This is a genomic window from Pseudoalteromonas sp. TAE56 (assembly GCF_000497955.1).
Classification (GTDB): Bacteria; Pseudomonadota; Gammaproteobacteria; order Enterobacterales; family Alteromonadaceae; genus Pseudoalteromonas.
In genome coordinates this window covers 1-13,446 of the sequence record NZ_AUTN01000059.1, presented here as the reverse complement: position 1 = coordinate 13,446, position 13,446 = coordinate 1, and the positions used below count along the sequence as shown (strand labels likewise).

The window sequence follows — 13,446 nt, the reverse complement described above, 5'->3', positions numbered from 1 at the left end:
GGTTAGTTAAATACTTAAAAAGCACGGTTTGTATTTTCACAAGCCGTGCTTTTTTGCTATGGCTATTTAATTAAATAGTAACCACTATGCGACCGTTAATTTCACCTTTGAGCATATCGTCAAAAATTTCGTTAATATCCTCTAAGCGTTTTTCTTCTATGATTGCTTTTACTTTACCTTGAGCGGCAAATTCCAAGCATTCTTGCAAATCTTTACGCGTACCAACGATAGATCCCACTACTGACACGCCATTAAGCACAGTATCAAAAATAGGAAGCGGCATAACCTCTGGAGGTAATCCCACTAATACACACTTACCACCACGGCGAACACTTTTATAAGCTTGTTCAAACCCAGCTTTTGACACCGCAGTACACACAACGCCATGTGCGCCACCTACTTGTTCAAAAATAGCTTCGCTAGGAACCACCTCTTTAAAATCGAGGGTTATATCTGCGCCAAGCTCTTTAGCAAGCGCGAGTTTTTCTTTACCTGTATCAACAGCTATTACATTAAAGCCCATTGCTTTAGCGTATTGCACGGCTAAATGCCCAAGACCACCCACACCAACAATCGCTACCCATTGCCCAGGTTTAGCACCGGAAACTTTTAATGCTTTATACGTTGTAACACCTGCGCAAAATAACGGAGCAGCTTCTGAAAATCCAAGACCTTCTGGTATTTTTACAACGTAATCGCCATGTGCTAAACAATACTCTGCATAGCTACCATCTATAGAATAGCCAGTATTGTGCTGCGATAAGCACAGTGTTTCTTTACCATCTAAGCAAAACTCACAGTGTCCACAAGCGCTGTAAAGCCAAGGCACACCAACTCTGTCGCCAACTTTTAAGTGCTTAATGTTACTACCAACTTTGTCAATAACACCGACACCTTCATGCCCTGGTACTAATGGCATTTTTGGCTTTACCGGCCAATCACCATGACAGGCATGTAAATCGGTATGACAAACACCACAAGCGGCTATTTTAACTAAAACGTCGTTTATTCCAACCTCAGGAATTGGCAGATCTGTTATTTGTAATTTACCTTTGTATTCATTATTAATTGCAGCTTTCATAGTCATTCCATCGTATTTGAAAAAATAAAAAAAAGGATTTATTTACGTATTGTTGTGTACAACATACCCCAATATAGATGTATAAATATTAATCTAAATCATACTTTAGTCGTTAAAAATAATTTATTAACTGGCTAAGAACTTGCTATCCAAAATGAGCGTGCTAGCATTTACTTTCTGAAATTACTGAAAGTTACTAAGCTATGAGTTTATCCGAAAAGAATTTTGCCTTCGTAATGCATTGTGGTGAGATGGGCAGCCGCTGGGGATTCAATCGTACAATTGGGCAAATGTGTGGTTTGCTGATTATTACTAAAAATCCTATGACAGCAAATGAGATTGCAGATGCGCTTAGTATTTCTCGCGGTAATGTAAGCATGGGTATTAAAGAGTTGCAATCGTGGCAATTAATTAAAGTGCAGCATATTCCTGGCGATCGAAAAGAGTACTACGCCCCTGCTGGTGATATTTGGGATATGGCTAATCGCGTATTTGAAGAACGTAAAAAACGTGAGATTGACCCTACCTTAAGCTTGCTGCGTGATAACCTGTTAGATGAAGCTGTGAACGAGGATGAACTTTATGCCCAAAAACAAATGGGTGAAATTCATAACCTACTTGAAACCGTCACTAAATGGTCATCAGAGCTGCAACGTTTAACGCCAGAGCAACTTAATAAACTGATGAAGCTAGGTTCAGGAATTGGTAAAGTTATTGACTTAAAAGATAAGATATTCAAAAAAGAATAAAGCCGCAATTGCGGCTTTATTTATATGCACGTTTTAAAAATTAGATTTTTGGATAACCAATTCTATCCGACAAATAACCTACGCTAGTAGCGAAGTAATACGAGCGATTCCAGTGCATAAACACTTTGTAGTTATCGTACGCTAAGTACATCCGGCCATTTATATCATCAGGCATAACCAGTGCAGCACGTACGTCTACATTAGGTAAATCAGACCCATCAGCTTTACGAACTCCTAGTGCTTGCCAATCAGCTAATGAGCGCTCTGAGTCATTCCAATATTCTAACCACTGCTTACGTGTTTTAGTACCGCGTACTAAAACGTATTTACTGTCAAAGTTTTCAGGTAATTGAACTTGGCGACCCCACGTAAGAGAGTCGTTCCACCCTTCTTGCTTTAGATAATTAGCAATTGAGGCAAAAGCATCTTCCTTTGTAGTCCAAATATCTTTGCGACCATCATTATTGTAATCAATCGCATAAGCGTTGAACGATGTAGGCATAAATTGTGTTTGCCCCATAGCACCTGCCCACGACCCTTTAAATTTATCTAAGGTAATGTGGCCCGATTTTAAAATATCCAGTGCAGCCCAAAGCTGGCGTTTATAAAGCGCTTCTCGGCGTCCATCAAAAGCAAGTGTAACAAGTGAAGAAATAACATTGTGACCACCTTGAATGGTGCCAAAGTTACTTTCAAGTCCCCAAAGTGCCACTATAAAACGAGCTTGTACACCAAACTCTTTAGCAACTCGTTCAAGCACATCTTTATTTTCTGCATAAAGTTTGCGAGCGCGGTCAATTTTCCATTGTGGTACACGTTTTGGTAAATAAGTTTCAAGCGTTTCTTTTACTTCTGGCTGGTTTTTATCAGCCGACACCACTTTTTCTTTATACGTTGCTGTTGCAAAGGCATCATCAATAAGCTTAGCTTCATAACCTTTAGCTATAGCTTCTTGCTTTAAATTAGTTAAATATGTTTGAAACTCGGCTTGTGTTTTAGCCATTACAGAGCCGCTCAAGCAGACTCCACATAATAAAACGGTCAGTTTTTTAATCACTATCAACTCCATTTTCTTTTCGTAATTGGCTTAGCAAGTTTTCCTCTGGCGGTGGAATTTGTAAATAGAAGCCTTTATCAGGATTTGATAATGCTGCTTTTACAGTTTCTAAATCGGCCCCACCTAAACGTTCACGTTTTGCTAAGTTTATGATCATAACGTAATGAGGTTGACCAAACATGGTCATTAAAGGTTCCGGAACTTTACTAAAATCATCTCTTTTTTCAACAAATAAGAAGGTATCCGCTTTTTTCTTACTTTTATATACAGCAGTGAGCATTATGACCCTATAAATTCTTGCTTAACAATGCCGCACACTATAACATGAGAGTAATAATAAGTTAGAAAATTTAGATTAGAAATTTCAATAAAGGCCTTATTCAGCCTACGTTTATCTAACATTGATTTTTAATCAGACAATTCAATTGAGCGTGTATGTCGGACCAAATTTTTGAGTTAAAAGGGAATCTTTTTACGTTATCAGTTTTGCACCTATATAGTACTGATATAGCCCTTCTAGCAGAACAGTTGTATATAAAAATAGCCCAAGCACCTAGATTTTTTGAGGGTGCTCCTATTGTTGTTAACTTACTTGAAGTTAAAAACAGCCCACTCGATTTTGTGCACTTAAAATCGTTGATTGAACGTATGAGCTTTAATGCGGTTGGTGTGTGTAATGGTTCTGATGAACAACATGCCCAAGCTAAAGCGGCTGGTTTATCTGTTTTAAACTATTCACAAGACGTTAAGAGCGAACCTGTTAAACAAGAGGCTAATACGTCTATTGTAGAAAAAACAGTGCATTTGCCGGCTCAGATTATTAGCGGCACCGTTCGTTCTGGCCAACAAGTTTATGCAAAAGACCGTGATTTAATAGTACTTGGTGCAGTAAGTCACGGCGCTGAAGTAATTGCCGATGGTAATGTACATATTTATGGCACGTTACGCGGTCGCGCTATTGCAGGCGCAAAAGGTTTTAAAAAAGCACACATTTTTTGCCAAAAACTTGAAGCCGAATTGGTTTCAATAGATGGTAACTACTGGATCAGTGATTCACTACAAGGTGAACATTGGGGAAATGCGGTGCAAATACAACAAAAAGACGAATCATTAGAAATTTCAGCTTTGGTTAAAGGATAAATCTCATGGCAAAAGTAATTGTCGTTACCTCTGGTAAAGGCGGTGTTGGTAAAACAACATCAAGTGCTGCAATTGGCACAGGCTTAGCGTTAAAAGGCTATAAAACAGTTATTATCGACTTTGATATTGGTTTACGTAACTTAGATTTAATTATGGGTTGTGAACGCCGTGTTGTTTATGACTTTGTAAACGTAATAAATGGTGAGGCAAACCTTAACCAAGCGCTTATTAAAGATAAACGTGTAGATAAATTATTTTTACTACCCGCTTCACAAACTCGTGATAAAGACGCATTAACACGTGAAGGTGTTGAACGCGTACTAAACGAATTAAAAGAAGACTTTGATTACATTGTATGTGATTCACCAGCAGGTATAGAAGCTGGCGCTATGATGGCAATGTACTTTGCTGACGAAGCAATTGTGACAACAAATCCAGAAGTGTCGTCAGTTCGAGATTCGGATCGTATTTTAGGTATTTTACACAGCAAATCAAAACGTGCTGAAGAAGGCCTAGAAAACATTAAAGAACACTTACTATTAACACGCTATAATCCTAGTCGTGTTGAAAAAGGTGAAATGCTATCGGTAGAAGATGTGCAAGATATTTTGTCAATCCCACTATTAGGTGTTATTCCTGAATCGCAAGCTGTATTAAGTGCTTCAAACTCAGGCCAACCTGTTATATTGGATACAGAATCTGATGCAGGCCAAGCTTATTCTGATGCAATTAACCGCTTACTAGGTGAAACCGTCGATTTTCGCTTCTTAGACGTTGAGAAAAAAGGCTTATTTAAACGGATTTTTGGAGGTTAACGTGTCTTTACTTGACTACTTCCGCTCAGAAAAGAAAAACAGTGCGTCACTAGCAAAAGAGCGATTGCAGATCATTGTCGCGCACGAGCGTTCTCAACGAGGAACGCCGGATTACTTACCACAATTAAAACAAGACATTTTAGATGTGATCCGTAAATACGTGAACGTAAGTACCGATGCAGTTCAGGTTCAGTTTGATCAGAACGAAGACGATTTAGCCGTACTTGAGCTAAACGTTACACTACCTGATGAAGAAAAGAAGTAATTGAAGAAAGGGCGCTTTATAAGCGCCCTCTTTATTTTCGCAATAACTTTCTAAATACCTACGTTTTAATCCCCTTCGTGCAACTAAAACTTTTTAACTATGTAACACAAAAACTATAGATAATACCAATTCGCTTAATTAAGTGATCTATTTTGAGGATCGAAAAACGTGTTGATAGCTAGGCAAAAAAATCGCTATTTAGTTGTTCTAAAAGAGATTTTTTTAACACAGGTAACGACACGTTTAGCGCCGCAAAATGATTAAGTATTATTGCGGATTGGTATAAGTATTACACAGTTAAAGAAAACATTTAGCCTTAAGTATCCCATTCTTTTAAAGCGTCTTTAACATAGGTATATCGCCAAGAACTAAGTAAATCTGGCTTTATATGACTCTGTTTTTGCTCATTAGTTAGCTTCCAATTCCAACTAATCAATTGATTTACCTGCTTTTTAGAGGCCATAACATCTTCAGGTATATTGTGCTCTTTAGCTACTTTAGTGATTTTTTGTTTTATATCTTTTGCTACTTTTTTATAAGTAGGAAAATCAATTAAGCGCTTAAGTACATCAGGATGCTGAGCATCAGGAACTGCTTTGGCAACTTCAATACACTTTATTATGTCTACACCAGAGCGATTAACTTCAATTGCTTCAACTCCTGGAATTTGACGTAGAGCGTTTAAACTTGAAGGACCACGTTTGGCAATTTCAGTCATGTTATGTTCTTTTAACACAAAATTAAGCGCCAAATTTTTCTTGATAGCTTTATTTCTTCGCCATACAGCAAGCTCTTTTAACACCGCTAATTCGTGCGGTTTAAGTTGCCATGCATTTTTAATATCTTTATATAAAAGCTCGTCGGGTGTTTGAAATGCACGTTTTTTTGCAATCAATTCACTTTCGTTTATTACAATGTCAAAGAAACCAGCCGCATTGATACGGTCGATGATCTGCTCAAAACACGGTAATAAGTAAAAAGTATCAGCAGCAGCGTAGTCTAATTGTTTTTTTGTTAACGGACGTTGCAGCCAGTTAGTGCGTGACTCGCTTTTATCTATTTCAATACCTTGCAGTTCTTTTACCATAAGAGCAAAGCCCATACAGTTACCTTCACCGAGTAACTGCAACGCAAATTGTGTATCAAATAATGGAGCTGGAACGAACCCTGCGTATTTTTGAAAAACTTCAATATCTTCAGAAGGAGAATGCAGTACTTTTAAAACAGCAGGATCTTTAAGTATTTCCCAAAAATCAAATAGTGAAAGTTCAGCTAATGGGTCAATAAGCGCTAAATGCTCACCATCAAAAACTTGGATAAGTGCAACTTCTGGATACAAAGTGCGACGACGCATAAACTCAGTATCAATAGCTAAAATAGGCTTATTTTTTATTTGTTCAACAAAAGTATTAAGTTGATTTTGGGTTTCGATCAATTGGTATTGCACTTAATCTCCTACAATAAAAAAGCCGACATATGTCGGCTTTTTTATAGGTTGCTAATCTTTCAAGGCTCTTCGGAGTATCTTACCTACGTTAGTTTTAGGTAACTCATCCCTAAACTCTACCAGTTTGGGGACCTTGTAATTAGTTAAATTATCACGACAGTGACTTATTATATCTTTTTCAGTTAAAGAAGGGTCTTTTTTCACAACAAAAACTTTAACTTGTTCACCACTTACATCGTGAGGAATACCAATAGCTGCTACTTCAAGCACACCTTCGTGCATAGCCACTACTTCTTCAATCTCATTAGGGAAAACATTAAAGCCAGATACAATGATCATGTCTTTTTTACGATCTACAATAAAGAAGAAACCTTCGTCATCATAAGTCGCAATATCACCTGTAGCAAACCAGCCATCTTTTAAACATTCAGCGGTTGCATCTGGTCGTTTGTAATAGCCAACCATGACTTGCGGGCCTTTAACACAAAGCTCGCCAGGTTCACCTTTAGCGGCTTCTTCGCCATTATCTAAAACTAATTTAATATCAGTGTTCGGTGCAGGTAAACCAATAGAGCCATTATATGCTTTCAAGTCAAAAGGGCTAATAGTAACTAAAGGAGAACATTCTGTAAGGCCATAACCTTCCATCAGTTTTGACCCCGTCACTTTTTGCCATTTTTCAGCAACAGGACGTTGAACGGCCATACCGCCGCCTAAAGACATTTTTAAATGGCTAAAATCAAGTTCAGCAAAACCTGGTGTGTTTAATAAACCATTAAATAATGTATTAACACCGGTAATAGCTGTGAAATTGTGTTGACCCAGCTCTTTAACAAACCCTGGCATATCTCGTGGGTTTGTAATTAATATGTTTAAACCGCCGTACTTCATAAACGTTAGGCAGTTAGCTGTTAAAGCAAATATATGATAAAGAGGCAGTGCAGTAACAACAACTTCTTCACCACGGTTTAACACTTTGTCTAAACAACCTGAAACTTGCTCAAGGTTACCAACCATATTGCCATGGCTCAGCATTGCTCCTTTAGATACACCTGTTGTACCACCGGTGTACTGTAAAAAAGCAAGATCAGACAAGCTCATTTCAGGACGTGTATATTTAGCTTCATCTGCAGCTAAAACGTCTGAAAATTTAATTGTGTTAGGCAAGTTGAACTTTGGCACCATTTTTTTAATGTGCTTCACAACAAAATTAACTATGTGCTTTTTAAGCCCGCCTACCATGTCGCCTACTTGCGTTACTACAATATGTTTAACATCAGTATGGGCAAGTGACTTTTCAAGTGTGTCAGCAAAGTTTGCTAGGATGAAAATAGCAGTAGTGTCAGAGTCTTTTAGCTGATGCTCTAATTCACGCACAGTGTAGAGAGGGTTAACATTAACAACGACACAACCTGCACGTAAAACACCTAAAATTGTGACTGGTGTTTGTAGTAAGTTAGGCATCATTACGGCAACTTTGTCGCCTTTTTTGAGACCTAAGTCATTTTGAATATAGGAAGCAACTTTTTTTGTTGCTGTATCTATTTCATCGTAAGACATCGTTTTACCCATATTCGTAAATGCAGGTAAATCGGTGTAGTCACTAAAACTTTTTTCGAACACTTCGAGTAACGAGTTGTAATGCTCAGGATCGATTGTTTCAGGCATACCCTCTGGGTAGCGCTTAAGCCAGATTTTTTCCACTCTTAGCCCCTGTTTATAATTATATTTTTATTAACCTTAATCTAAGTAAGGCGCTTTAACAATTGAGCAAATACTCTAATGCAGGAATAATCCCACATTTAACACATATTTACAATTAACATGCACCATTTTGCAGCATAAAGTCTTGAATATGCTCAAAACAGTGTTCACTGCTTTGCATGTGGCAATGATGCCCACCATCTACATTAATGACCTTCAAGCTATTGTAATAACTAATATACTTTGCCAAATTTTGTTTTACAAACGAATAACCTTCGTTACCTAAAATTAATTGACATGGTGCAATTAAATCTTTTATTGCACCAATACATTGCGCTTCATCAAACCTAAAACCTGAGTGATTTTTGAGCTTTGGATCTGTTGTTAGCGCAAAACCATCTGAAACCTGTTTAATATTTCGTTGCATTAAGAGCTTAATAAGCTCGCTATTCAAATCGGTTGTTTGAGCACGAGCTTCATAAATAAGTTCTTTCGACTTATAAATTCTCGACTTTTTATTTTTTAAACGCGCTCTATTTAGTACTGCACTTTGTAACTGTTCACACACACCTTCACTAGGGGTTGTAACACAACCAATTCCCTCAATAAAGGTAACAGACTCTACATAATCGCTAAAGCAGCTAGCAAAAAGTCCTGCAACCATAGCGCCCATGGAATGACCTACTAAATGTACTTTTTTAACACCAAGGGCATTTATAAGTTGGTACACATCATCAATATAATCAACAAAATAATAGTGTGCATCATCACTTCGCCAAGATGATAAACCGTGCCCAACGAAGTCAATACAGTACCACGTGTGCTTTGGGTTAACGTTGTTTAACATTGGCATAAAGCTATGGCAGTTGTCTAACCACCCATGCAACGCTATTACTATTTCGTTCCCTGAACCTACTTTTAAGCCATGGATATTTAAATTATTGGTTTCAATATTAAATGGCTGCACGGTAAGTCCTTTATTAATTTAGAGCATCATTATTTATAGCATACAAGTTGTCAGACCACTAACTTAGAAAATGGTGCCAAATTCACGATTTAATTATCTTCGTGATGACAAAATAAGCAAAGCATAATAATTAAACATAACATTATTAATAACTTAAAATAAAAACAACAAACTAACCGTTTTTAATAAGCTTGCTCTGTATGTATTTTGAACAATTTAAAAGTGACGGCATTGTATATACTTAACTTATAACTAGTATAATTTAAATAAATAGAACTAACAGCGTTAACTATAATTCTATGTATATAAAATCAAAGTATAAATTATAAATATCTCAGATATTCATTTATTTATCATCCTATCTGTATACAATATCAGCGGCTATTAAATAAGGTACACTCATAAGGTACAACCATGAAAAAACAGATCAGCTTATTGGCACTTTTATGCACCGCTTCTGGTGCTTACGCAGAATCAGCACCTAAAAATGTAATTTATATGATTGGTGACGGCATGGGTCCGGCTTACACCACGGCTTATCGCTATTTTAAAGATGACCCTGCAACAAAAGAAGTAGAAGGCACGGTTTTTGACACTATTTTAAAAGGCATGGCTCACACCTACCCTGATGACCATACTTATGTAACAGACAGCGCAGCGGGTGCTACAGCGCTTAGTAGCGGCCATAAAAGTTATAATGGTGCAGTTGCTGTAGATACAGATAAAAAGCCAGTTAAAACCATGCTTGAAATGGCAAAAGAGCGCGGTATGACAACTGCGCTTGTTGTAACGTCACAAATAAACCATGCAACACCTGCTAGCTTTACAGCTCACAATGAATCTCGTTACAACTACGATGATATTGCCAACGATTATATTGATAATAAGATTGCTGGTAAATTACCTGTTGATTTAATGCTAGGTGGCGGTACTAAATATTTTATTCGTGACGACCGTAATTTAGTTGAAGAATTTAAAGCGGCAGGTTACCAATACGGTGACGATATTAATAATCTGGGACAAATTACACAAATACCTNCCTGCCATAGGTTTGTATGCAAGCAAAGGCTTGCCATTTGCCCTTGATATGAATCCAACTCGCCTTACCCAGTTAACATCTAAAGCGCTTGGTTTACTAGATAACCAGAACGAAGAAGGCTTTTTTGTGATGATTGAGGGCAGCCAAATTGATTGGTGTGGTCACTCTAACGATATAGCGTGTGCGATGGCTGAAATGGACGACTTTGCTAAATCAATCGAAAAAGCAAAAGCGTATGTTGATAAAAATAAAGACACTATACTTGTAGTTACAGCCGATCACTCAACGGGCGGCTTAACAATTGGTTCGCATGGCCAATTTAAATGGGAAACAGACGTAATTAAAGGTGTTAAGGCAACGGCTAGTAAGTTAACAGACAGACTTATGGAGTCTAAAGACTTAAAACCAGTATGGACTGCTAACACCAATATTGAATTTACAACTGAAAACAAAATCAAACTTGAGCAAGCTAAAAAAATGGGCGAAAAAGCGCTTAATTTAGCTGTTAAAAGTATTATTAGTGATGCAAGCTTTACTGGCTGGACAACTGGCGGACACACCGCTGTAGACGTTCAAGTATTTGCCTATGGCAAAGGCAGTGAGCAATTTATCGGCTCACAAAATAATACTGATATTGCAGATAAGCTGATTGGCTTTATTGAGCAGTAAGTTTCACCTCGTTTTGAACACAAAAAGCCCGAACACATGTTCGGGCTTTTTATTGAATTTTATCGCTGTATTTATCTAAAACGCTCAATTAAGCTTTAAGCATATATATCAACGCCTATTAAATTTTGTACTTCGGCTCTGCGTTCTAAATTAGCAAATTCAGTATAAGTAGAAATCGCTTTACTTACTTGAGCTGTCGGTTGATCGTAAATTGTTTGGCTGTATTCATTGCTTTTAGCACTGCTTTTAAACAGTTGATTAGCTAGTTCGACACCCTCGACACTGCTTTTTACATAATCGGTATTCGTTTTTTGAGCAGCCGGCTGGTCTAATAAACTCTGTGGTTTATTAGTAACAACTTTAGCAGGGCTAACCCTACCCGGAATATCTCCGGTAAAAAAACCTGAACCAATAGGCAGCGTCATTACGCGTCTCCAACCTTAATATTGCATAAAATTATGATTTAAAAACAACCAATTTGCAAATAATATGATTACTCACGCCCTGGTAGCTTTTTCCACGTTACCGTATCTCGCACATATTTAGGTTGAGCGTCACTCGCTTTTACAACGTCACCCGCTAAAAGCGCGGCTTCAACATGCGCTAACATATAACGCGCATCAGGCAATGTAATATCAGTATTAATTGTCACATTTTCAAAGTCATTTAGCGCATCAGGATAGGTTTTAAAGCCCGTGCCCACAGCTACAGATGGCTCAGTGGTCGCTATATAGTCATTATTTAGTAAATCAGGTTTTATAACGCATTCTTGGTTAACTAAAAGCATTAGATTATTTTGCACTTGGTAATGTGCAAAGTATATCTCCCCCATGCGGGCATCTATGCTTGGGTAAACACTAAGGCTACCATTTTGTTCAAACGCTTGTTGCGCCATAATAGCCAAAGTAGACACACCTACAAGCGGCAAATTAGTTGAATACGCTAAACCTTGCGCTATAGCTACACTAATACGTACACCAGTAAAACTGCCCGGGCCTTGTCCAAAACCAATGACATCTAAGTCTTTTAATTTACAGTTTGCTTTAGTTAATAGCTCATCCACAAGTGGAAGTATTTTTTGGCTATGTTGCTGCGGACATTCTTCAAAATGATGAAACGTTTGGCCCTGAAAATGTAAAACAATTGAAAGTGCTTCTGTTGAAGCATCAAGGGCAAGAATATTACTTTTGATCATTTTAGTACTCTAGTTAATTTGTTTTAAAAATGTATTGGCATCTTCTAAGCTTCGCGTGCGGCGCATCGGCGGTAAGCTTTTCAAAAATACTTGGCCATATTGGCGTGTAACTAAGCGATTATCGCATATTACAAGTACGCCTTTGTCTTTACTATCTCGAATTAAACGCCCTACACCTTGTTTTAGCGCAATAACAGCCTGCGGTAATTGTATGTGTGAAAAAGGGTCTTTTCCCTGCATTTGGCAATCTTGCATTTTAGCTTGTAGCAATGGATCGTCAGGAGCTGCAAATGGCAATTTGTCTATAATAACACAGCTTAACGTGCTGCCGCGTACATCAACGCCTTCCCAAAAAGAAGCCGTGCCGAGTAATACCGCATTACCATGGCGGGTAAATTTCTCTAAAATAATACGCTTAGACATTTGCCCCTGCATATAAACTGGGTAGTCTATTTGTGTAGTGAGCCCTTCGGCCACCAAGTGCATCATTCGATAGCTCGTAAATAATACAAAACAACGCCCTTGTGCTGATTTTATAAGCTCAAGCGTGAGTTTTACAATTGCGTGCGGCATATTATCAGCGTGCGATTCGGGTAAGTAACGCGGTAAACACAGCAGCGCCTGATTAGGGTAATCAAACGGACTATCTACCATCATGCTTTGCTTTGGTTTTAAACCAAGGCTTGCATTAAAGTGCTCTAGTTTGTTGTCGACCGAAAGTGTTGCCGATGTAAATACAAAGCCTGCGCCTGTGTCTTGCATCATTTGAGCAAATTTAGCTGATACATTTAATGGTGTTATATTAATAGTTAAATAACGGCGCGTTGTTTCATACCAGTAACTAAAACCAGTTTGAGCCGTATCAAAAACCCGTTCTAACTGCCCTTTAAATGCCAATGCTCGCTCAAACGGGTGCTCTATTTTATCGCTTCTATCCAAACAGAGTTTGAGTACTTGATAGACAAAGTCTAAATCACTAATGACGCGGTGGAGCGCCGCACATATTTGTTTATCGCTTAGCTTTTCTCGCCAATCGCCTCTACTGCCATCAACACCAAACTGCAATCGTAAATCAGCAACGCTCGTCTCAAGCTTATTTAAACTTTTACCAAGTTGTAGCATATCGGGTATTTCGGCTCTATATATAGCACGTAAATCATTGATTAAATCCACCAGCTTTTTAGTGCTTACACTCTCACCAAAATAATCACTGGCAATTTCACTTAACTGATGCGCTTCATCAAATATATAAGCATCTGCTTTTGGCATTAGCTCAGCAAAGCCACTTTCTTTTACAGCCATATCGGCAAAAAACAAA

At 38.0% G+C, this 13,446-nt stretch carries 13 protein-coding genes and 1 pseudogene; 5 read left to right on the top strand and 9 right to left on the bottom strand.

The window, feature by feature from the left end:
• Nucleotides 1-70: 70 nt before the first annotated feature.
• Nucleotides 71-1,081 carry an alcohol dehydrogenase AdhP gene (adhP, locus tag L656_RS0103005; protein ID WP_024598156.1) on the bottom strand — a complete coding sequence of 337 codons (1,011 nt, stop codon included), beginning with the start codon at nucleotides 1,079-1,081 and terminating at the stop codon, nucleotides 71-73.
• Nucleotides 1,082-1,284: 203 nt separating this feature from the next.
• Between adhP and L656_RS0103000 the strand changes: the two genes are divergently transcribed.
• On the top strand, nucleotides 1,285-1,830 hold the full coding sequence (locus L656_RS0103000) for a GbsR/MarR family transcriptional regulator (protein ID WP_024598155.1): 546 nt from the start codon (nucleotides 1,285-1,287) through the stop codon (nucleotides 1,828-1,830).
• Nucleotides 1,831-1,870: 40 nt separating this feature from the next.
• On the opposite strand, the gene L656_RS0102995 is transcribed toward L656_RS0103000, so the two are convergent.
• Both L656_RS0102995 and L656_RS0102990 read right to left on the bottom strand, forming a co-directional pair.
• The gene (locus tag L656_RS0102995; protein ID WP_024598154.1) at nucleotides 1,871-2,887 is read right to left on the bottom strand and encodes a lytic murein transglycosylase; all 1,017 of its coding nucleotides are present in this window, start codon (nucleotides 2,885-2,887) and stop codon (nucleotides 1,871-1,873) included.
• The gene (locus L656_RS0102990; RefSeq protein ID WP_024598153.1) at nucleotides 2,880-3,167 is read right to left on the bottom strand and encodes a YcgL domain-containing protein; all 288 of its coding nucleotides are present in this window, start codon (nucleotides 3,165-3,167) and stop codon (nucleotides 2,880-2,882) included. The genes L656_RS0102995 and L656_RS0102990 overlap by 8 nt, the downstream gene beginning before the upstream one ends.
• Before the next feature lie 155 nt (nucleotides 3,168-3,322).
• On the opposite strand from L656_RS0102990, the gene minC reads away from it, so the two are divergent.
• From minC to minE, 3 genes are read left to right on the top strand one after another with little or no spacing between them, the layout of a single operon-like run.
• Nucleotides 3,323-4,027, top strand: a complete 705-nt coding sequence (gene minC / locus L656_RS0102985) for a septum site-determining protein MinC (protein WP_024598152.1) — start codon at nucleotides 3,323-3,325, stop codon at nucleotides 4,025-4,027.
• 5 nt (nucleotides 4,028-4,032) lie between these two features.
• Nucleotides 4,033-4,842, top strand: coding sequence for a septum site-determining protein MinD (gene minD / locus L656_RS0102980; RefSeq protein ID WP_007583272.1), 810 nt, complete (start codon nucleotides 4,033-4,035; stop codon nucleotides 4,840-4,842).
• A gap of 1 nt (nucleotide 4,843) precedes the next feature.
• Complete coding sequence (minE, locus tag L656_RS0102975; RefSeq protein ID WP_004334706.1) at nucleotides 4,844-5,107, top strand: cell division topological specificity factor MinE; 264 nt, start codon at nucleotides 4,844-4,846, stop codon at nucleotides 5,105-5,107.
• 316 nt (nucleotides 5,108-5,423) lie between these two features.
• On the opposite strand, the gene rnd is transcribed toward minE, so the two are convergent.
• The 3 genes from rnd to L656_RS0102960 form a co-directional block, all read right to left on the bottom strand.
• Nucleotides 5,424-6,554, bottom strand: a complete 1,131-nt coding sequence (gene rnd, locus L656_RS0102970) for a ribonuclease D (RefSeq protein ID WP_024598151.1) — start codon at nucleotides 6,552-6,554, stop codon at nucleotides 5,424-5,426.
• 51 nt (nucleotides 6,555-6,605) lie between these two features.
• Nucleotides 6,606-8,258, bottom strand: a complete 1,653-nt coding sequence (fadD, locus tag L656_RS0102965; RefSeq protein WP_024598150.1) for a long-chain-fatty-acid--CoA ligase FadD — start codon at nucleotides 8,256-8,258, stop codon at nucleotides 6,606-6,608.
• Nucleotides 8,259-8,373: 115 nt separating this feature from the next.
• Nucleotides 8,374-9,225, bottom strand: a complete 852-nt coding sequence (locus L656_RS0102960; RefSeq protein ID WP_024598149.1) for an alpha/beta hydrolase — start codon at nucleotides 9,223-9,225, stop codon at nucleotides 8,374-8,376.
• A 414-nt stretch (nucleotides 9,226-9,639) separates the two neighbouring features.
• Between L656_RS0102960 and L656_RS01000000121850 the strand changes: the two are divergent.
• Nucleotides 9,640-10,933: pseudogene (locus tag L656_RS01000000121850) on the top strand (alkaline phosphatase).
• A gap of 95 nt (nucleotides 10,934-11,028) precedes the next feature.
• On the opposite strand, the gene L656_RS0102950 reads toward L656_RS01000000121850, so the two are convergent.
• The 3 genes from L656_RS0102950 to L656_RS0102940 all read right to left on the bottom strand — a co-directional run.
• Complete coding sequence (locus L656_RS0102950; RefSeq protein ID WP_024598148.1) at nucleotides 11,029-11,358, bottom strand: hypothetical protein; 330 nt, start codon at nucleotides 11,356-11,358, stop codon at nucleotides 11,029-11,031.
• 68 nt (nucleotides 11,359-11,426) lie between these two features.
• The gene (gene tsaB / locus L656_RS0102945) at nucleotides 11,427-12,128 is read right to left on the bottom strand and encodes a tRNA (adenosine(37)-N6)-threonylcarbamoyltransferase complex dimerization subunit type 1 TsaB (RefSeq protein ID WP_024598147.1); all 702 of its coding nucleotides are present in this window, start codon (nucleotides 12,126-12,128) and stop codon (nucleotides 11,427-11,429) included.
• Between the two features lie 9 nt (nucleotides 12,129-12,137).
• On the bottom strand, nucleotides 12,138-13,446 hold a 1,309-nt coding region (locus tag L656_RS0102940), incomplete at its 5' end, for an ATP-dependent DNA helicase (protein WP_024598146.1).

Coding starts and splice junctions, on each gene's coding strand:
- L656_RS0102950 (WP_024598148.1), bottom strand. CDS start 11,358: ATGACGCTGCCTATTGGTTCAGGTTTTTTTACCGGAGATATTCCGGGT.
- minD (WP_007583272.1), top strand. CDS start 4,033: ATGGCAAAAGTAATTGTCGTTACCTCTGGTAAAGGCGGTGTTGGTAAA.
- L656_RS0102990 (WP_024598153.1), bottom strand. CDS start 3,167: ATGCTCACTGCTGTATATAAAAGTAAGAAAAAAGCGGATACCTTCTTA.
- adhP (WP_024598156.1), bottom strand. CDS start 1,081: ATGAAAGCTGCAATTAATAATGAATACAAAGGTAAATTACAAATAACA.
- minC (WP_024598152.1), top strand. CDS start 3,323: ATGTCGGACCAAATTTTTGAGTTAAAAGGGAATCTTTTTACGTTATCA.
- tsaB (WP_024598147.1), bottom strand. CDS start 12,128: ATGATCAAAAGTAATATTCTTGCCCTTGATGCTTCAACAGAAGCACTT.
- L656_RS0103000 (WP_024598155.1), top strand. CDS start 1,285: ATGAGTTTATCCGAAAAGAATTTTGCCTTCGTAATGCATTGTGGTGAG.